Genomic DNA, 17,666 nt, shown 5'->3' with positions numbered 1-17,666 from the left:
CGCAAGTCACCCGGCGTGGATGCGGGGTGAGGGAGATGCGCGATGACCGATACCCCCCTGCCCACTGCCCTGATCACCGGCGCCTCGGCCGGCATCGGCGCCACCTATGCCGACCGGCTGGCCCGCCGTGGCCACGACCTGATCCTCGTCGCGCGCGACGAAGCCCGGCTGACCGCACTCGCGGATCGCCTTCACGCCGAAACCGGCCGCAGCGTCACGGTGCTGCGTGCCGATCTCACGAACGAGGCGGATGTCGCCCGTGTCGAGGCGCGGCTGGCGGAGGACGCGCGCATCGGCCTGTTCGTCAACAATGCGGGGATGAGCCTGACCGGCAATCTGCTCACCGCCGAACCGGAGGCGATCACGCGGCTGATCGCGCTGAACGTCACCGCCCCCACCCGGCTCGCCGCTGCGGCCGGCCGTGCGTTCGCGGCGCGCGGCGGCGGGGCGATCGTCAACGTCTCGTCGGTGCTGTCGCAGGTCGTCGAGACGTTCGACGGCGCCTATAACGGCACCAAGGCGCATCTGCTCACCGTCAGCCGCTGGCTCAACCGTCAGCTCGGCGATCGCGGCGTCTACGTGCAGGCGGTGCTGCCCGCCGCGACGCGCACCGAGATCTGGGAACGCTCGGGGATCGACATCGACAGTTTCCCGGCGGAGATCGTCATGGAGGTCGGCGATCTCGTCGACGCCGCGCTGGTCGGCTTCGACGCGAGTGAGGAAGTGACGATCCCGCCGCTCGCCGACGAGGGATTGTGGATCGCCGCCGATCGGGCGCGCGCGGCGATGGTGCCGGTGCTCGGCGGCAACCGCCCCGCCGCCCGCTATCGCGCGACCGTCGACGCCTGACGCAAAAGGGGCGCCCGATCGCTCGGACGCCCCCCCTGTGTTCGCGACGATCGCGGCCGGCTTACGCCGCCTGCTTCGACCGGCTCGCGCGCTTGCGCTCGTTCGGATCGAGGTAGCGCTTGCGCAGACGGATCGTCTTCGGCGTCACCTCGACCATCTCGTCGTCGTCGATATAGGCGATCGCCTGCTCCAGCGTCATCTTCTTCGGCGGGGTGAGGCGGATCGCATCGTCCTTGCCGCCGCTCGCGCGGAAGTTGGTCAGCTGCTTCGCCTTCATCGGATTGACCTCGAGGTCGTCCGTCTTGGCGTTCTCGCCGATGATCATGCCTTCATACAGCGCCTCGCCGTGGCCGACGAACAGCACGCCGCGGTCCTCGAGCGGGCCGAGCGCATAGCCCTGCGCCTCGCCGGCGCCGTTGGAGATCAGCACGCCGTTCTTGCGGCCTTCGATCGTGCCCTTGTGCGGGCCGTACTTCTCGAACAGCCGGTTCATGATGCCGGTGCCGCGGGTGTCCGACAGGAACTCGCCGTGATAGCCGATCATGCCGCGCGACGGCGCCGAGAAGGTGATGCGCGTCTTGCCGCCGGTCGACGGACGCATGTCGGTCAGTTCGGCCTTCCGCAGGTTCATCTTCTCGACGACGGTGCCCGAATGCTCCTCGTCGACGTCGATGATGACGGTTTCATACGGCTCGGTCTTCTTGCCGTTCTCGTCCTCGCCGAACAGCACGCGCGGGCGGCTGATGCCGAGCTCGAAGCCCTCGCGGCGCATCGTCTCGATCAGCACGCCGAGCTGGAGCTCGCCGCGGCCGGCGACTTCGAAGCTGTCGCGGTCGGCGGCCTCGGTCACCTTCACGGCGACGTTCGATTCGGCTTCGCGGAACAGACGGTCGCGGATCATGCGGCTGGTCACCTTGGTGCCCTCGCGGCCCGCCATCGGCGAATCGTTCACCGCGAAGCGCATCGACAGCGTCGGCGGATCGATCGGCTGCGCGTGCAGCGGCTCGGTGACGGTGATGTCGGCGATCGTGTTGGCGACGGTCGCGACGGTCAGGCCGGCGAGGCTGATGATGTCGCCCGCCTTGGCTTCGTCGACCGGCACGCGGTCGAGACCGCGGAACGACATGATCTTCGACGCACGGCCGGTCTCGACGATCTTGCCGTCGTTATCGAGCGCGTGGATCGCCTGGTTGGTGCGCACCGTACCCGAATTGATGCGGCCGGTAAGGATGCGGCCGAGGAAATTGTCGCGGTCGAGCAAAGTGACGAGGAAGGTGAACGGCACGTCCTCCACTTCCACCTTCGGCGCGGGCACGTGATTGACGATCGTCTCGAACATCGGGATCAGCGTGCCTTCGCGCGCGTCCATGTCGGTCGAGGCATAGCCGTTGCGGCCCGAGGCGTAGAGCACCGGGAAGTCGAGCTGCTCGTCATTGGCGTCGAGCGACACGAACAGGTCGAACACCTCGTCGAGCACTTCCTGGATGCGCGCGTCGGGGCGGTCGACCTTGTTGACGACGACGATCGGCTTGAGGCCGAGCGCCAGCGCCTTGCCGGTGACGAACTTCGTCTGCGGCATCGCGCCTTCCGACGAATCGACCAGCAGGACGACGCCATCGACCATGCTGAGGATCCGCTCCACCTCGCCGCCGAAATCGGCGTGGCCGGGCGTGTCGACGATGTTGATGCGGATGCTCTCGCCGCCGCCCGGGGGCGCCCAGTCGACCGAGGTCGGCTTGGCGAGAATCGTGATCCCGCGCTCCTTTTCGAGGTCGTTCGAATCCATGGCGCGCTCTTCGACGCGCTGGTTGTCGCGGAAGGTGCCGGACTGGCGGAAGAGCTGATCGACCAGCGTCGTCTTGCCGTGATCGACGTGCGCGATGATCGCCACGTTGCGGAGGCTCATGGGAATTCCTGAATAGATGGAGCTTGGAGTGCGCGCCCCCATAGCCGAAATGTTGCGTCGCGGGAAGGGGAGCCGTTTCCACGCGCCGCGCGGCGCCGGCATTGAAGGCGACGCGTTCGCGTATTACAGCGCCAACACACTTGCCGTCGCGCCCGAACGCGACCATTTTGCGGGCAACGGCTTGGGAGACGAATGGAATGGCGACGAATCTGGACACGCCCGAACGCGACCTGGTGCTGACCCCGCCCGAGCCGGTGCCGACCGTCAGCGCCGAGCGTGCCGCCGGGCTGGTGCCGATCGACGACGCCAAGAAGACGCAGCTCGACGCGCGCGTCGACGCCTTCGTCGCCGATCTGGTCGCCGAGGACGTCAACAGTCCCGAATTCGGCAAGCGCGTCGATGCGATCACCGCGATGGGCGCCAAGGAAATCCGCGAGGCCGCGGGCCAGTCGAACCGCTTCCTCGACCGGCCGATCCGCGCGATGGACAAGGACACCGGCGTCGGCGCCGATCTCGCGCAGCTGCGCCGGGTGATCGAGGACCTCGATCCGGGTCGCAAGGGCGCGCTGTCCGGCCCCAAGAAGATCTTCGGCATCATCCCCTTCGGGTCGAAGATGCGCGACTATTTCGACAGCTACCAATCGTCGCAGACGCATATCAGCTCGATCCTCAAGAACCTCGCCGCCGGCAAGGACGAGCTGTTGATGGACAATGCCGCGATCGATACCGAGCGCGCCAATCTGTGGAGCGCGATGGGGCGGCTCGAACAGATGATCCACCTCAGCAAGGCGATGGACGCGAAGCTCGAGGACAAGGCCAACGAGCTCGACCACACCGATCCCGCCAAGGCCAAGGCGATCCGCGAGACCGCGCTCTTCTACACCCGCCAGCGCACGCAGGATCTGCTCACCCAGATGGCGGTGACGGTGCAGGGCTATCTCGCGCTCGATCTGGTCAAGAAGAACAACGTCGAGCTGGTGAAAGGCGTCGACCGCGCCTCGACCACCACCGTCTCGGCGCTGCGCACCGCGGTCACCGTGGCGCAGGCGCTGACCAACCAGAAACTAGTGCTCGAATCGATCACCCAGCTCAACACGACGACCGCCAACATCATCGATTCGACCGGCAAATTGCTGCGCTCGAACACCGCGGCGATCCACGAACAGGCCGCCGCCTCGACGATCCCGCTGGAGACGCTGCAGCGCGCCTTCCAGAACATCTACGACACGATGGACGCGATCGATTCGTTCAAACTGAAGGCACTCGATTCGATGAAGACCACCGTCACCGCGCTGGGCAGCGAAGTGGAGAAGTCGAAGGGCTATATCGCCCGCGCCGAGGGCGCCAACCAAGCCGCGCTCAAGGGGCCGGGCGCGAGCGATTCCTACCGTCTCGAATCGGTGTGAGCGGATGACCGAGGTCGACCAGCAGATCGAACGCGCCCGCGCCGCGATGGCACGGATCAGCGAGGATTATCGCGGACAGGCGGGCGCGACCTATCGTGCGCACGGCAAGCGGCTCAAGCGCAAGGCGACCAGCGTCGGCACGCGGCTGGCGATCATCTGCGTGGTCGATGCGCTGATCCTCCTTGCCGCCGGCGTCGCGGGCATGTTCATCCCGTTGGGCATCTTCGGCTTTCTGGCGGTCATGCTGCTGATGGCGGCGGTGACGATCGGCATCGCGCTCGCTCCGATCGCCCGCGCGCCGAGCGAGAAGGTGCTGCGCGAGGTCGACATCAAGGCGCTTCCCGCCAAGACCGAACGCTGGCTCGAGGCGCAGCGCCCCGCCCTGCCGGCGCCGGCGCGCGGGCTGATCGACCAGATCGGCGTGCGGCTCGAGACGCTGTCGCCGCAACTCGGCCGGCTCGATGGCCGCGAGGAGGAAGCCTATGAGGTCCGCCGCCTGATCGGCGAGCAGCTCCCCGCCTTCGTCAACGACTACGCGCGCGTTCCCGAACCGCTGCGCCGGGTCGAGCGCAACGGTCGCACGCCGGACGCCGAGCTGGTCGCGGGGCTGCGGCTGATCGAACAGGAGATCGCCGACATGACCGCGCGTCTGGCGCAGTCGGACCTCGACAGCCTGTCGACACGCGGGCGCTTCCTGGAGATCAAATATCGCGACGAGGCCGGCGAACGGTGATGGTGGGCGATGACGGGCTCGAACCGCCGACATTCTCGGTGTAAACGAGACGCTCTACCAACTGAGCTAATCGCCCCATCACGGGTTCGCCTGCCCTGCCAAAGCGCGCGGCGATCCGCAAGGGGGTGCAGTCACCCCGCCGCCTCGATCTTGCGCAGCGCGATCATATAGGCCTGCATCGCCTCGCTGGCGCGCGGCGACAGCGTCATGAAGGCGCGGCGGCGATTGGCGGGATCGGGGTGGCGGATGAACAGCTCCATCTCGGTCATCTTGGCGATCCAGCGCAGCGCGGTCGTCGGCGCGACGCCGGCGGCGATGCACAGGCTCGATACGCTGACCTGCACGCCCTCCAGCTCGGCGGCGAACAGGTCGAGCAGCATGTCCCAGGCCGGGTCCTCGAACAGCGCCTCGCCGCCGAACTGGCCGAAGAACTTGCTGCGCAACTGCCGGCGATGGATGACGCGGCGCACGTCCTGCGGCCGCACGGCGTGGCCGATCGCCGGCTCGCCGTCGAAGCGCGTGCGGCGGTCGCCGAGTTCGGACGCGCCCGTCATCGGCTGATTGTGCACGAAATCGGCGGCGAAGCGCGAGATACGCGCCATGCCGTCGGTCAGCCGCCGCAACCGCTCCTCGTCGCTCTCGCGGCCAGCGTGGAGGAACGGCTCGCGGTCGCTGCGCACCGTGTCGGACAGCCCCTCCTGCAGCGTCGGCGGCATCCGCCGGCACGCCTCGGCCAGCGCCACGACACGCTGCGCCGGGCTGGGGTCGCAGAGCAATTCGATGCGCTCGCCGAGCAGATGCCGCGCGACGAGATCGATCTGCGCCGTGGCGAGCGCGAGCACCGCCCGCCCCTCCTCCGCGGCGAGATGATCGGCGAGGAGCGGGAGGACCGCATCGAGCGTCGCCGCCGCCACGTCGCGTGCCTCGACCGCGAACACCGGCCGGCCGCCGAGCCGCGGCAGCAGTCCTGCGACCTCCGCCCAGCCGATGCGCTGGAGCAGGCGTGCGCCGACGGCGTCGATCGCGGCATGGAACGGCGCAGCCGCGGCGGCATCGGCGATCAGCAGCATGGGGTGGCCGCGATCGCCATAAGGACGCGCCGGGCGTCTCTCCGTTTTGGCGTCAGCCAGCGTTGTGATCCCCATAGACGCAGAATAAGCGGCACCGCGAACGGTTCGCCCGCATTCATCTCCGTTCCGGCATCATCACTGCTGCGGTAAGCATGTTTAGAAGGTTATCACCTCCGAATCGGATGCACCATGATCAGTCGAGCGATTTGACGATCTCTTCGACCATTTTCTTCGCATCGGCGAGGAGCATCATCGTATTGTCCATGTAAAACACATCGTTATCGACACCGGCATAGCCGACGCCGCCCATCGACCGCTTGATGAACAGCACCGTCTTCGCCTTCTCGACGTCGAGGACCGGCATGCCGTAGATCGGCGAGCTCTTGTCGGTCTTGGCGGCGGGATTGGTGACGTCGTTGGCACCGATGACGAAGGCGACGTCGGTCTGCGAAAACTCGGAATTGATGTCTTCGAGCTCGAAGACCTCGTCGTACGGCACGTTGGCTTCGGCGAGCAACACGTTCATATGGCCCGGCATTCTGCCGGCGACGGGATGGATGGCATATTTGACGCGGACGCCGTGCGCCTTCAACTTGTCGGCCATTTCGCGCAGCGCATGCTGTGCCTGCGCCACCGCCATGCCATAACCGGGAACGATGATGACCTGTTCGGCCTGGCTCATCAGGAAGGCGGCGTCCTCGGCGCTGCCGCGCTTCCAGGGACGATCGACCTTGGCACCGTCGCCGCTCCCGCCGCCGCTCTCCGCGCCGAAGCCGCCGGCGATGACCGAGACGAAGCTGCGGTTCATCGCCCGGCACATGATGTAGCTGAGGATCGCGCCGGACGAGCCGACCAGCGCGCCGGTGATGATCATCGCGCTGTTGTGGAGCGTGAAGCCCATCGCCGCCGCCGCCCAGCCCGAGTAGCTGTTGAGCATCGACACCACCACGGGCATGTCCGCCCCGCCGATCGGAATGATCAGCAGAAAGCCGATCGCGAAGCTGAGGATCGTGATCGTCCAGAAGATCCACGGGCTCTGGTCCTGGGTGAAGGCGACGATCAGCAGCAGGATCGCGGCGAGCATTCCGAGGTTGAGGACGTGGCGGCCGGGCAGCAGGATCGGCTTGCCGCCCATGTTGCCGTTGAGCTTGAGGAAGGCGATCACCGAGCCCGAGAAGGTGATCGCGCCGATCGCGACGCCGAGCCCCATCTCGATCCGGCTGACCGGGTGGATCGCCGCGAACGGCTGGCCGAGCATCGGGATCACCATGTCGGCGATGCCGAAGGCAATCGGGTTGAGGAAGGCGGCGGCGGCGACCAGCACCGCGGCGAGCCCGACGAGGCTGTGGAAGGCGGCGACGAGCTGCGGCATCGCGGTCATCGCGATCCGCCGCGCGGTGACGAGGCCGATCGCGGCGCCGATGCCGATCGCAGCGAGCAATTCGCCGATCGTCACCCAATCCAGCACCGGAAAATGAACGGAATCCGCGGTATGTACTTCCGGCACGTGCGTGATCAGCGTCGTCACCACCGCAATCGTCATGCCGATCATGCCGAAGCGGTTGCCGCGCTGGCTCGACGTCGGCGACGACAGGCCGCGCAGCGCGAGGATGAAGCACACCCCCGCGATCAGATAGGCGAGCGCCGCGAACGAACTGCCTGCGGTTGCGTGTTCCATCCTACCCCCGGGTTTTCGAAAGACGACGGCCGTCGGCGCGGTGCATCACGGCTTGGCCGCCGCGGGCCGCTCCTTCTTCTTGTACATCGCCAGCATCCGCTGCGTCACCGCGAAGCCGCCGAAGATATTGATGCTGGCAAGCACGACGCCGAGCAGCCCCAGCCATTTCGACGCGCTGCTCCCCGCCGCCGCGCCGGCGATCAGCGCGCCGACGATGATGACGCTGGAAATGGCGTTGGTCACCGCCATCAGCGGCGTGTGCAGCGCCGGCGTCACCGACCAGACGACGTAATAGCCGACGAAACACGCCATCACGAAGATCGACAGGATCGCTACGAAGTCCATCATCCCACTCCTTCAGGCGGCGATGCGGCGGGGCGATGGCACCGCCCGCCCCATCTCCTCGGCCGCTTCCATCCAGCAGCGTACGGCATCATAGGCGTTGGCCAGCGCTTCTTCCGGCGTATCGCCGTCCGAGCGGCAGCCCGGCAGTTCCGGTACGACCGCGGCGTAACCGCCACCGTCGTCGTCACGGAGAGGCACGATGTCGACTTCGTAATCCTGCGGGTTCATTCAGCCTGCTCCCGAACCGCGTCCACGAACTTCACGAGTTCGCGGATATACACGGGTTTGATCGGACGATGCGCAGGGATGGTGAGGATCTGCGCGACCGATTGATGCTTCACCTTATAGTGTGACCCCTGACGGGGCGGCGTACAAGCGATACCGAAGCCACGACATAATGTTTCGATGTCCGCGATGCGCCAGTCGCGCGGCGCCTCCCGCATCTTTTCGAGGAGCGCCTCCGCCCTCACGTCTAGGCGAGCAACCGCGGGTTGACGATTTGCCCGTCGCGGGTCAGCCGCACCGCGTCGCCGATCTCGGCGTCAAGCACCGGGCGGCCGGCGTCCTTGTCCCAGAAGGTCGACAGGAAATTGTAGAGGTTGCGGCTGAACAATGCCGATGCGTCGGCGGGCAGCCGCGAGGCCATGTTGCGGTGGCCGATGATGCGGACGCCGTGACGTTCGACGATCTCGCCCGCCACCGCGCCCTCGACGTTGCCGCCCTGCTCGACCGCGAGGTCGACGATCACGCTGCCCGGCTTCATCGATGCGACCTGCGCGTCGCTGATCAGCCGCGGTGCGGGGCGGCCGGGGATCAGCGCCGTCGTGATCACGATATCCTGTTTGGCGATATGGCCGGAGACGAGCTCGGCCTGCGCGGCCTTATAGTCCTCGCTCATCTCGCCGGCATAGCCGCCGGTGCCCTCGCCCTCGATACCGGCGACGGCCTCGACGAAGATCGGCTTGGCGCCGAGCGACTGGATCTGTTCGCGCGTCGCGGCGCGCACGTCGGTGGCGGAAACCTGCGCGCCGAGCCGCCGCGCGGTGGCGATCGCCTGCAGGCCGGCGACGCCGACCCCCATCACGAAGGCCTTGGCGGCGCTGACCGTCCCCGCCGCGGTCATCATCATCGGAAAGGCGCGGCCATATTCCGACGCGGCGTCGAGCACCGCCTTGTAGCCGGCGAGGTTGGACTGCGACGACAGGATGTCCATCGACTGCGCGCGGGTGATGCGCGGCATGAATTCCATCGCCAGCGCCTCGTAGCCCGCGGCGGCATAGGCGTCGATCCGCGCGCGTTTGCCGAACGGATTGAGGCCGGCGACGATCCACGCCCCCTGCGCCGCCCCCGCGAGGCCGGTCGGATCGGGGCCCTGCACGCCGAGGATGATGTCGGCATCGGCCAGCGTCGCGGCGCGATCGGCGACGGTGGCTCCGGCCTCCGCATAGGCCCGGTCGGCGTAGCTGGCGGCGATCCCCGCGCCGGCCTCGATCGCGACGGCGGCACCCAGCGCGACGAACTTCCTGGCGGTCTCCGGCGTCGCCGCGACCCGCCGCTCGCCGTCTGCATGTTCCCTGAGGACGGCGATCTTCATGCCATCGGTGCCTATGCGATCGCCCAGATCACCAGCGCGACGATCACCGCGCAGGCGATCGCGCCCCAGAACAGCATCTTCGTGACGCTGATATAGGTCGATTCATGCGCCTTGAGGTCACCATTGCCGGCCATCGTCCAACCCTCGTCTGCTCGTGGCGTCTGCGCCCTTGTGGCGATACCTGCCCGCAAAGCGCCGCGGCCGTCAAGGCGGCCGGCGGCCGGCGGGCTTAAGTCGGCCTTTACCGGTGGCTTGTATCAGGTGCCCCGAACCGGGACAGGAAAATACCATGACGCGCAACGGACAGCGCCTGCTTCTGCTGATCGACGACGAGCCCGCGCAGCGCCGGTTGGTGTCGGCGCTCGCCGCCCGCGCCGGCTGGCGCTCGATCTTCGCCGCCGACGGCGAGATGGCGCTGGCGCAGCTCGGCACGCAGGACGGCATGCAGCTCGATGCGATCCTGCTCGACCATTGGGCGCCCGACGCCGATGCCGCGCCGCTGATCGCCGAATTGCGCGAGCGGCGGCCGGCGCTGCCGATCCTGATGCTCACCGCCAACGGTTCGGTGATGCACGCGGTCGCGGCGATGCGCGCCGGCGCGACCGATTTCCTGGTCAAGCCGCTCGCCCCCGAACGCCTGCTCGCCGCGCTCGAGGCGGCGGTGGCGGGCACCGCCGCCGGGGAGCTGCGTCCGTTGACCGAGAAGATCCCGGCGCTGCTCGCGTTCGACGAGATCGTCGGATCGTCGCCCGATTTCCGCGCCGCGCTGGCGATCGCCGCCAAGGCGGCACGCGCGCGGGTGCCGGTGCTGGTCGAGGGCGAAAGCGGCGTCGGCAAGGAGGTGGTCGCCGATGCGATACATGCCGCCTCGCCGCGCGCGAAGAAACCAATCGTCACCGTCAATTGCGGCGCGATCCCCGCCAATCTCGTCGAATCGGAGCTGTTCGGGCATGAGAAGGGCGCCTTCACCGGCGCATTCGAGCGCAAGATCGGCAAGTTCGTCGACGCCGACGGCGGCACCATCCTGCTCGACGAGATCGGCGAGATGCCGCTGGAGACGCAGGTCAAATTGCTGCGCGTGCTGCAATCGGGCGAGATTCAGCCGATCGGCGCGCGCCATGCCCGCGAGGTCGACGTGCGCGTCATCGCCGCAACCAACAAGAAACTGCTCGAGGAGGTCGAGGCGGGGCGGTTCCGCGAAGACCTCTATTACCGGCTCAACGTCGTCCAGGTGGCGATCCCGCCGCTGCGCGAGCGGCTCGGCGACGTGCCGGCGCTCGCCCGCCATCTGCTCGCGCGGATCGCGCAGCAGCCAGGGTTGCGGCCGCTCGGCATCACCGACGACGCGCTGGCGCTGCTGGTGCAATACGACTGGCCGGGCAACGTCCGCCAGTTGCAAAACGCCTTGTTCCGCGCCGCGGTGCTCTGTGAGGGCGCGGCGCTGACCCGCGCCGACTTCCCGCAGATCGCCGCGCTCGGCGACCGTCGCGTCGGTACGATCGGCTCGGCGAGCGCTTCGGCCGGGGGCATCACGCTATTCCGGCCGGACGGCAATCTGCGCCCGCTCGAGGATATCGAGGCCGACGTGATCCGCCTCGCCATCGGCCATTATCGCGGCCGGATGACCGAGGTCGCCCGCCGCCTCGGCATCGGCCGTTCGACGCTGTATCGCAAGCTCGGCGAACTCGGCATCGACAACGCCGCCTGACTTCCCCCGGCGGCGGCGCGGCGCTAGCATCGGCCGATGCCCTGTCGCCACATCCTCGTCACCGGCGCCGCATCGGGCATCGGCCTCGCCACCGCGCAGCATCTCGCCGCGGCGGGAGCGGAACGGCTGGTGCTGGTCGATGTCGATGCCGCGGCATTGGCGCGGGTCGCTTTGCCGTGTCCGATCAGGGCACTGGCAGGCGACGTCGCCGACGCGCATTTCTGGGACGAAGCCGCCACGGATCTCGCCGGGATCGACGGTGCGGTGGTCAATGCGGGGGTGGCCGGCGCTGGGCCGATCGCCGATCTGTCCTTCGCCGAATGGCGGCGCATCCTCGGCGTCAATCTCGACGGTGCATTCCTGACGCTGCGCGCCGCGATGCGCGCGATGACCGGGGGCGGTGCGATCGTCGCCACCGCATCGGCGGCGGGGATCAAGGCGGAGGCCGGCGTCGCCGCTTATGGCGCATCCAAGGCGGCGCTGATCCATCTCGTCAAGGTCGCCGCCAAGGAGGGCGCTGCGAACCGCATCCGCGTCAACGCGATCGCACCCGCCGGGGTCGAGACGCCGGTATGGGATGCGATCCCGATGTTCGCCGAGCGCGTCGCCGCGGTCGGCCGCGATGGCGCCTTCGCCGAACTCGCCGCGCTGGCGACGCCGCTCGGCCGCTATGCGAAAGCCGAGGAGATCGCCGCGCAGATCGGATTCCTCCTCTCCGACGCAGCGGCGCTGATCACCGGCGCCTGCCTAGTCAGCGACGGCGGCTATACGTTGTGATTACCACAGGACGCCCTTGACCGGCTTGGTCGGTTCGGGGGCGGGATCGCCGATCGACTGGAGCAGGTCGATCTCGATCGTCCGGCACATCGCGGTCAGCGGCACGTCGTGGACGGTATTGGCGAAGGGATCGACCAGATCGTCGCCGATCTGCAGCACCGCGAGGAACATCAGCCCGGCCAGCGTCGAGCCGAGCGGCGTCGCATAGCCCAAGGTCTCGACCAGCCCGATCGGCAGCAGGATGCAGAAGATGTGGGTGAACAGGGTCGGGAAGAAACGATATTGATTGGGCAGCGGCGTGTTCTTGATCCGCTCCATCCCGCCCTGCGCATTGGCGATGTCGACCATCGTCGATTCCATCCGCGTCTGCTGGATGGTGTCGATCCAGCCGCGGCGGCGGGCATCGTCGATGCGGCGGCCGGTGCCGTCGAGCAGGCCGTTGGCGATGTTGCTGCGGGTCAGCGCCGGCTCCGCCTCACCGCGCGACAGGAATTTGAGCACCTGTTCGTCGACCGGCTGGCGGCGCAACTGGCAGCGCAGCGCGTTCACGTAGGCGATCTGGCGGATGACGATCGTGCGGCGCAGATCGTGCGCCTCGTCGACCGGCAGGAAGTTGCGCGCCTCGCGGCTTAGGCTGCGCGAGGCGTTGATCATCGCCCCCCACAGCACGCGGCCTTCCCACCAGCGCTGATAGGCGGAATTGTCGCGGAAGCCGATCAGCAGCGCGAGCACCGTACCGAACAGCGTCAGCGGCAGGGAGGGCGCCTTGAATTCGAGCGCATAGTAACTGACGGTGACGATGACATCCCAGATGAACAGGATCACCAGCGGCTTCCAGACTTCGGCGACGACACGGGTGAAGCGGGGAGTGGTTGCAACGATCATAGCGTGTCCAGATGGGATCGGAACGGTCCGAACGCATCAACAATCGATCTGCTGCAACGCAAAATCACAATTCAGCCACCCACCAGCGCCCGGTCGCGCAGGCCGCGCCAGATCCGCAGCGCCTGGACGGTCGCCGCGACATCGTGGACGCGGAGCAATTGCACCCCCGCCTCCGCGCCCTTCAACGCCAGCGCGAGACTGCCGCCGAGCCGCGCGTCGACCGGAGCTTCGTTGTCGAGCGCGCCGATCATCCGCTTGCGGCTGGCGCCGAGCATGATCGGGCAGCCGAGGCCGTGGAAGATCGCCAGACCGTTGATCAGCGCGAGATTCTCGGCGAGCGTCTTGCCGAAGCCGATGCCGGGATCGACGATGATCCGCGATCGCTCGATTCCCGCCGCGACGACCGCGGCGATGCGCGCGTCGAGCCAGTCGAACACGTCGGTCAGCACGTCGCGATAGCCGGTACGCGCGTGCCCGCCCTCCTTCGGATCGGGCGAGTGCATCAGCACCACCGGGCATCGCACCCGCACCACCACGTCGAGCGCGCGGTCGTCCCACAGCAAGGCGGAGACGTCGTTGACGATATGCGCGCCGGCGGCGAGCGCGGCATCCATGACCGCGGCCTTGCGGGTGTCGATCGATACCGGAGTGCCGCTGCGTGCGAGCCGCTCGACGACGGGCACGACGCGGGCGATCTCGTCGCCCTCCCAGACCTGCGCCGCGCCGGGGCGGGTCGATTCGCCGCCGAGGTCGATCAGCGCCGCGCCGGCGGCGGCCATGTCGACGCCGGCCGCGGCCGCGGCGGCGGGGTCGTCGCTGTGCCGGCCGCCGTCGGAGAAACTGTCCGGCGTGACGTTGAGGATGCCCGCGACGAGTGGTTGGTCTAGCCGCAGCACGCGCTCGCCGAGTTGGAGCGGCGGGCGCGGCGCGGTGATCGCGGCGTGGAGGCGGACGGCGCTCTCGCCGAGGGTGGCGACGTCGGCGATGGGGATGGTGCGGCGGCGGCCTGCTTCGATCACCTCATAAGCGGCGAACCATTGCAGGCCGCCGGCGAGACGCGCGACCACGCCGTCCGGCTGGGTGACGGGGGTGTCGACGAACTGGACGGGGCGAAGGTGGAGACTCATCGCCGGTCCATCCGACGGCGCCGCCGACAAGGCAAGCGCCGCGCATTCCTCCCCGGAACGGGCAAGGCAATCGCATATGGACGCTCGTACGAGCCTGTCGTCTTCCAAGACCACCCCGTCACCCCGGACTTGTTCCGGGGTCCACCCTGCGGCGAGGAGAAAAGCCTAACTCGACACCGTTCTCTCGCGGCCCGGTGGACCCCGGAACAAGTCCGGGGTGACGAAAGTGGTAAGGAAGCCGATCAAAGCCTCATCACCGCAGCCATATGTGATAGCCCTGCCGGAACGGGAGGATTGCCTTACGGCTGCGTCGCCAGCAGATACGTCTGGCGCAACGTGTCGATCGGCTTCAGCTTGCCCTCGCCGTCATGGTGCCAGAAGGTCCAGCCGTTGCACGCCGGCGCGCCTTGCAGCGCCGCGCCCAATTTGTGGATCGATCCCGCCGCGCCGCAATCGGATAACAGGCTGCCGTCGGCGCGCACCGTCACGCGGAAACGGCGCTTCGAATCGGTCAGCACCGCGCCGGGCGTCAGATAGCCGTTCTCGACCAGCACGCCGAACGCGACCTTGGGCTGCTGGCGCGGACTCTGCATCGTCGCCAGCGCCGATTCGTCGAGCGGCAACGCCGCGGCGATCCGCTCCTCGGCCGCGGCGATATAATCGCCCTCGCGCTCGATGCCGATCCAGCGGCGCCCCAGCCGCTTCGCCACCGCGCCGGTGGTGCCGGTGCCGAAGAAGGGATCGACCACCACGTCGCCCGGCTTCGTGCAGGCGAGCAGGATGCGGTACAGCAATGCCTCGGGCTTCTGCGTCGGGTGGACCTTGACGCCGCCCTTCTTCAACCGCTCGCCGCCGCCGCAGATCGGGAATTCCCAGTCCGAGCGCATCTGCAATTCGTCGTTGAGCGTCTTCATCGAGCGATAGTTGAACGTGTATTTGGCGCCCTCGCCCTTCGCCGCCCAGATCAGCGTCTCATGCGCGTTGGTGAAGCGGGTGCCGCGGAAGTTCGGCATCGGATTGGCTTTCCGCCAGACGATGTCGTTGAGGATCCAATAGCCGAGATCCTGCACCGCGGCACCGACGCGGAAGATGTTGTGATAGCTGCCGATCACCCAGATCGTGCCGTCGTCCTTGAGGATACGGTGCGCCTCGGCCAGCCAGGCGCGGGTGAAGGCGTCATAAGCGGCGAAGGTGTCGAACTTGTCCCAATCGTCGGTGACCGCATCGACGTGCGTGCCGTCGGGGCGGAACAGCTCGCCGCCGAGCTGGAGATTGTAGGGCGGGTCGGCGAAGACCATGTCGACCGACTTGTCGGGCAGCGCGCGCATCGCCGCGATGCAATCGCCGCGGATGATGCTGTCCAGCGGCAGGGGCGCGGCCGGGCGCGCCGTCGCCGGCGCCGCTGCGCGCGCCGCGACCCGCGACTGCCTGACCTTCTCGATAACCGCCATTACGTCCCCCTTGCCGCCCTATTCGCGCGAAACAGCGGACTCCCGTCAAGGGATGATTGGTTAACGTCGGGTCCCGCCGTTCGCTCGGAGCGGCGGGCCGCCACGTTCTCGACCCAGATGTTGGGAAGCGCGGCCGCCACCGACCCCAAGTGCTGGGGTCTGTGACTCAAAAGACTCAGCGCGCGCTTTGCTGCAAATTTTTGCCGTCCATGCCCTGCAGGTCGAGCTGGATAGCGGCCGACGCGTCGCCACCCGTGATTCGGGCGTAGGCGGCGGCGACCGGCGCGAAGCTGCGGCGATGCAGCGGCGTCGGTCCATGGTCGCGCAGCGCGGCGAGATGGTGCTTGCAGCCGTAACCCTTGTTCGAATGCCAGTTATATTGCGGGTGGACCGCGGCATGCTCCAGCATGATGCCGTCGCGCATATGCTTGGCGACGATCGAGGCGGCGGCGATCGACACGCTGTGCGCATCGCCCGAGACGATCGCGGTCGCCGGATAGGTCCAGCGCGGCAGGCGGTTGCCGTCGACCAGCACATGGCCGGGATCGCAGCCGAGCCGGGCGACCAATGCATCGACCGCGAGCGTCATCGCCTTCATCGTCGCCCAATAGATGTTGAGCGTGTCGATCTCCGCGGGCTCGACGATGCCGACGCCGTAGACGCCGCGCGTGGTGATGAGGCCATACAACCGCTCGCGCTCGGCGGCGCAAAGCTTCTTCGAATCGTCGATGCCGCGCGGCGTGCCCTTTGCGGGCAGCACCACCGCGGCGGCGACCACCGGCCCGGCGAGCGGCCCGCGTCCCGCCTCGTCCACCCCGGCGACGGGAGGCAGGCAGGTCTTCTCATGCTTCCATCCGGGCATTCAGCCCTCCAGTTCGTCGAAGGGGACGACGCCGAGCGTGTGACCGATCGGGCCATGGCCGCCGCCCAGACCCGGCGCGTTGACGATCGCGATACGGACGAAGCGCACCGCCTGTTCGAACGCCGCCTCGATGCCGAGGCCGCTGGCGAGCCCGGTGGCGAGCGCACTGGCCAGCGTACAGCCGGTGCCGTGCGTATCGACCGTGTCGAAGCGTTTGCCGATCAGGCGGCGAAGCTCGCCCTGCGGCGACAGCAGGCGATCGGTGATCTCGGCCTCCTCGCCGTGCCCGCCCTTGGCGACGACATGGCACCCGTGCGCGAGCACCGCCGCTTCCCCGCCGAGCGCCGCCATCTCCGGAATATTGGGGGTCACCACCGAGGCGACGCCCATCAACCGTTCGAACGCCGCCATGGTGGCGGCATCGGCGAGCACCGACCCGCTGGTCGAGACCATCACGGGATCGAAGACGATCGGCACGTCGAGCTGATCGAGCAGGTCGGCGACCGCATGTGCGGTCTCCGCCGAACCGATCATCCCGATCTTGACCGCGTCGACGCCGATATCCTCGACCACGCTGCGCATCTGCGCGACGACGATGTCGACCGGGATGGCATGGACCGCCTGTACGCCGAGCGTATTCTGCGCGGTGATCGCGGTGATCGCCGTCATCGCATGACCGCCCAGCATCGTGACCGTCTTGATGTCCGCCTGGATCCCGGCGCCGCCACCGGAATCGGATCCGGCGACGATGAGCACGCGCGGGATCACCGCCCGGCCCCGACGGTGCCGGCGCGACGGCATCGCTCGCAGGACATGGCGATGGTCGTGGGGTGGCTGATCGTATGCGCCATGGTGGCCGCCCATGCCACAGGTCGGGGGGTGGAGAATAGAAGAAGGTGGTTCGCGCGGAGGCGCAGAGGCGCGGAGGGTCGGACCCGGTGGGCAGGGCTTTCTCCTTCCCGACCGTTCGTGCTGAGCCTGTCGAAGCACGGTGGGACTCGCACGCGACAGCTCGAGCAGAGAATACGAAAGGCTATCGATTCACGCGAAGACGAAGGCGCGAAGGTGTTTTGTGCGGCTTTGCGACAGCTCTTCCCCCCAGCCGCAGCAGGGCTATCGCATATATGGACGCTCGTGCGAGCCGGTCGTCGTCCAAGCCCACCCCGTCACCCCGGACTTGTTCCGGGGTCCACCCTGCGGCGAGGGGAAGGGCTTGATTCGACACCGTTCTCCCGCGGCCCGGTGGACCCCGGAACGAGTCCGGGGTGACGTAAC

General features: G+C 67.9%; 18 protein-coding genes and 1 tRNA gene. 5 read left to right on the top strand and 14 right to left on the bottom strand.

The genetic code is table 11. The annotated features are described in order from the left end of the window. The first annotated feature begins 42 nt into the window (after positions 1-42). Positions 43-849, top strand: coding sequence for an SDR family NAD(P)-dependent oxidoreductase (locus tag AC07U4_RS10760; RefSeq protein ID WP_495195396.1), 807 nt, complete (start codon positions 43-45; stop codon positions 847-849). A gap of 61 nt (positions 850-910) precedes the next feature. Here AC07U4_RS10760 and typA read toward each other — a convergent pair whose 3' ends face one another. Next, positions 911-2,755 carry a translational GTPase TypA gene (gene typA, locus AC07U4_RS10755; protein WP_495195395.1) on the bottom strand — a complete coding sequence of 615 codons (1,845 nt, stop codon included), beginning with the start codon at positions 2,753-2,755 and terminating at the stop codon, positions 911-913. 197 nt (positions 2,756-2,952) lie between these two features. On the opposite strand from typA, the gene AC07U4_RS10750 reads away from it, so the two are divergent. Together AC07U4_RS10750 and AC07U4_RS10745 are read left to right on the top strand one after the other, a co-directional pair. Further along, positions 2,953-4,161, top strand: a complete 1,209-nt coding sequence (locus AC07U4_RS10750) for a toxic anion resistance protein (RefSeq protein ID WP_495179460.1) — start codon at positions 2,953-2,955, stop codon at positions 4,159-4,161. A 4-nt stretch (positions 4,162-4,165) separates the two neighbouring features. After that, positions 4,166-4,894 carry a hypothetical protein gene (locus tag AC07U4_RS10745; RefSeq protein WP_495179461.1) on the top strand — a complete coding sequence of 243 codons (729 nt, stop codon included), beginning with the start codon at positions 4,166-4,168 and terminating at the stop codon, positions 4,892-4,894. Here AC07U4_RS10745 and AC07U4_RS10740 read toward each other — a convergent pair. From AC07U4_RS10740 to AC07U4_RS10705, 8 genes are all read right to left on the bottom strand, one after another. Further along, positions 4,895-4,970: transfer RNA gene (locus AC07U4_RS10740), tRNA-Val, on the bottom strand. It lies immediately after the preceding gene. Positions 4,971-5,025: 55 nt separating this feature from the next. Beyond that, complete coding sequence (locus AC07U4_RS10735) at positions 5,026-5,964, bottom strand: MarR family winged helix-turn-helix transcriptional regulator (RefSeq protein ID WP_495195394.1); 939 nt, start codon at positions 5,962-5,964, stop codon at positions 5,026-5,028. A gap of 193 nt (positions 5,965-6,157) precedes the next feature. Continuing rightward, complete coding sequence (locus AC07U4_RS10730; RefSeq protein ID WP_495195393.1) at positions 6,158-7,642, bottom strand: NAD(P)(+) transhydrogenase (Re/Si-specific) subunit beta; 1,485 nt, start codon at positions 7,640-7,642, stop codon at positions 6,158-6,160. A 45-nt stretch (positions 7,643-7,687) separates the two neighbouring features. Further along, positions 7,688-7,987, bottom strand: a complete 300-nt coding sequence (locus AC07U4_RS10725) for an NAD(P) transhydrogenase subunit alpha part 2 (RefSeq protein WP_038667399.1) — start codon at positions 7,985-7,987, stop codon at positions 7,688-7,690. Between the two features lie 12 nt (positions 7,988-7,999). Beyond that, positions 8,000-8,215 (bottom strand): type II toxin-antitoxin system HicB family antitoxin, encoded by a 216-nt coding sequence (locus AC07U4_RS10720; RefSeq protein WP_038663933.1) that lies wholly within the window; start codon positions 8,213-8,215, stop codon positions 8,000-8,002. Continuing rightward, positions 8,212-8,430 (bottom strand): type II toxin-antitoxin system HicA family toxin, encoded by a 219-nt coding sequence (locus tag AC07U4_RS10715; RefSeq protein WP_495189851.1) that lies wholly within the window; start codon positions 8,428-8,430, stop codon positions 8,212-8,214. The genes AC07U4_RS10720 and AC07U4_RS10715 overlap by 4 nt, the downstream gene beginning before the upstream one ends. A gap of 29 nt (positions 8,431-8,459) precedes the next feature. Beyond that, positions 8,460-9,581, bottom strand: coding sequence for an NAD(P) transhydrogenase subunit alpha (locus tag AC07U4_RS10710; RefSeq protein ID WP_495195392.1), 1,122 nt, complete (start codon positions 9,579-9,581; stop codon positions 8,460-8,462). An 11-nt stretch (positions 9,582-9,592) separates the two neighbouring features. Next, a complete protein-coding gene (locus tag AC07U4_RS10705; protein WP_038663938.1) occupies positions 9,593-9,715 on the bottom strand; it encodes an aa3-type cytochrome c oxidase subunit IV in 123 nt (40 codons plus the stop codon). Positions 9,716-9,870: 155 nt separating this feature from the next. On the opposite strand from AC07U4_RS10705, the gene AC07U4_RS10700 reads away from it, so the two are divergent. Then, the gene (locus AC07U4_RS10700; RefSeq protein ID WP_038663941.1) at positions 9,871-11,289 is read left to right on the top strand and encodes a sigma-54-dependent transcriptional regulator; all 1,419 of its coding nucleotides are present in this window, start codon (positions 9,871-9,873) and stop codon (positions 11,287-11,289) included. A 36-nt stretch (positions 11,290-11,325) separates the two neighbouring features. After that, entirely contained in the window at positions 11,326-12,066 is a 741-nt protein-coding gene (locus tag AC07U4_RS10695; protein ID WP_495195391.1) for an SDR family NAD(P)-dependent oxidoreductase, read from the top strand. On the opposite strand, the gene AC07U4_RS10690 is transcribed toward AC07U4_RS10695, so the two are convergent. The 5 genes from AC07U4_RS10690 to thiD all read right to left on the bottom strand — a co-directional run bounded on the left by AC07U4_RS10690 (position 12,067) and on the right by thiD (position 17,192). Next, positions 12,067-12,951 carry a bestrophin family protein gene (locus AC07U4_RS10690; RefSeq protein ID WP_038663948.1) on the bottom strand — a complete coding sequence of 295 codons (885 nt, stop codon included), beginning with the start codon at positions 12,949-12,951 and terminating at the stop codon, positions 12,067-12,069. 71 nt (positions 12,952-13,022) lie between these two features. Beyond that, the gene (gene folP, locus AC07U4_RS10685) at positions 13,023-14,078 is read right to left on the bottom strand and encodes a dihydropteroate synthase (RefSeq protein ID WP_495195390.1); all 1,056 of its coding nucleotides are present in this window, start codon (positions 14,076-14,078) and stop codon (positions 13,023-13,025) included. Between the two features lie 299 nt (positions 14,079-14,377). Further along, positions 14,378-15,529, bottom strand: a complete 1,152-nt coding sequence (locus tag AC07U4_RS10680; protein WP_038663953.1) for a site-specific DNA-methyltransferase — start codon at positions 15,527-15,529, stop codon at positions 14,378-14,380. 175 nt (positions 15,530-15,704) lie between these two features. Then, positions 15,705-16,391: a ribonuclease HII gene (gene rnhB, locus AC07U4_RS10675; protein WP_495195389.1), complete on the bottom strand. Its 687-nt coding sequence runs from the start codon at positions 16,389-16,391 to the stop codon at positions 15,705-15,707. After that, positions 16,392-17,192 (bottom strand): bifunctional hydroxymethylpyrimidine kinase/phosphomethylpyrimidine kinase, encoded by an 801-nt coding sequence (thiD, locus tag AC07U4_RS10670; protein WP_171009427.1) that lies wholly within the window; start codon positions 17,190-17,192, stop codon positions 16,392-16,394. Positions 17,193-17,666 lie beyond the last annotated feature (474 nt).

The sequence above is a fragment of the Sphingomonas sp. GW821-FHT02B09 genome, from assembly GCF_059421875.1.
Note: the sequence above shows the minus strand (reverse complement) of the source record. Positions and strands in the feature narration are given on the sequence as shown.

Bases quoted from the DNA above. Each gene is read 5' to 3' on its own strand.
- AC07U4_RS10760 (WP_495195396.1), top strand. From the start codon at position 43: ATGACCGATACCCCCCTGCCCACTGCCCTGATCACCGGCGCCTCGGCC.
- typA (WP_495195395.1), bottom strand. From the start codon at position 2,755: ATGAGCCTCCGCAACGTGGCGATCATCGCGCACGTCGATCACGGCAAG.
- AC07U4_RS10750 (WP_495179460.1), top strand. From the start codon at position 2,953: ATGGCGACGAATCTGGACACGCCCGAACGCGACCTGGTGCTGACCCCG.
- AC07U4_RS10745 (WP_495179461.1), top strand. From the start codon at position 4,166: ATGACCGAGGTCGACCAGCAGATCGAACGCGCCCGCGCCGCGATGGCA.
- AC07U4_RS10735 (WP_495195394.1), bottom strand. From the start codon at position 5,964: ATGCTGCTGATCGCCGATGCCGCCGCGGCTGCGCCGTTCCATGCCGCG.
- AC07U4_RS10730 (WP_495195393.1), bottom strand. From the start codon at position 7,642: ATGGAACACGCAACCGCAGGCAGTTCGTTCGCGGCGCTCGCCTATCTG.
- AC07U4_RS10725 (WP_038667399.1), bottom strand. From the start codon at position 7,987: ATGGACTTCGTAGCGATCCTGTCGATCTTCGTGATGGCGTGTTTCGTC.
- AC07U4_RS10720 (WP_038663933.1), bottom strand. From the start codon at position 8,215: ATGAACCCGCAGGATTACGAAGTCGACATCGTGCCTCTCCGTGACGAC.
- AC07U4_RS10715 (WP_495189851.1), bottom strand. From the start codon at position 8,430: ATGCGGGAGGCGCCGCGCGACTGGCGCATCGCGGACATCGAAACATTA.
- AC07U4_RS10710 (WP_495195392.1), bottom strand. From the start codon at position 9,581: ATGAAGATCGCCGTCCTCAGGGAACATGCAGACGGCGAGCGGCGGGTC.
- AC07U4_RS10705 (WP_038663938.1), bottom strand. From the start codon at position 9,715: ATGGCCGGCAATGGTGACCTCAAGGCGCATGAATCGACCTATATCAGC.
- AC07U4_RS10700 (WP_038663941.1), top strand. From the start codon at position 9,871: ATGACGCGCAACGGACAGCGCCTGCTTCTGCTGATCGACGACGAGCCC.
- AC07U4_RS10695 (WP_495195391.1), top strand. From the start codon at position 11,326: ATGCCCTGTCGCCACATCCTCGTCACCGGCGCCGCATCGGGCATCGGC.
- AC07U4_RS10690 (WP_038663948.1), bottom strand. From the start codon at position 12,951: ATGATCGTTGCAACCACTCCCCGCTTCACCCGTGTCGTCGCCGAAGTC.
- folP (WP_495195390.1), bottom strand. From the start codon at position 14,078: ATGAGTCTCCACCTTCGCCCCGTCCAGTTCGTCGACACCCCCGTCACC.
- AC07U4_RS10680 (WP_038663953.1), bottom strand. From the start codon at position 15,529: ATGGCGGTTATCGAGAAGGTCAGGCAGTCGCGGGTCGCGGCGCGCGCA.
- rnhB (WP_495195389.1), bottom strand. From the start codon at position 16,391: ATGCCCGGATGGAAGCATGAGAAGACCTGCCTGCCTCCCGTCGCCGGG.
- thiD (WP_171009427.1), bottom strand. From the start codon at position 17,192: ATGCCGTCGCGCCGGCACCGTCGGGGCCGGGCGGTGATCCCGCGCGTG.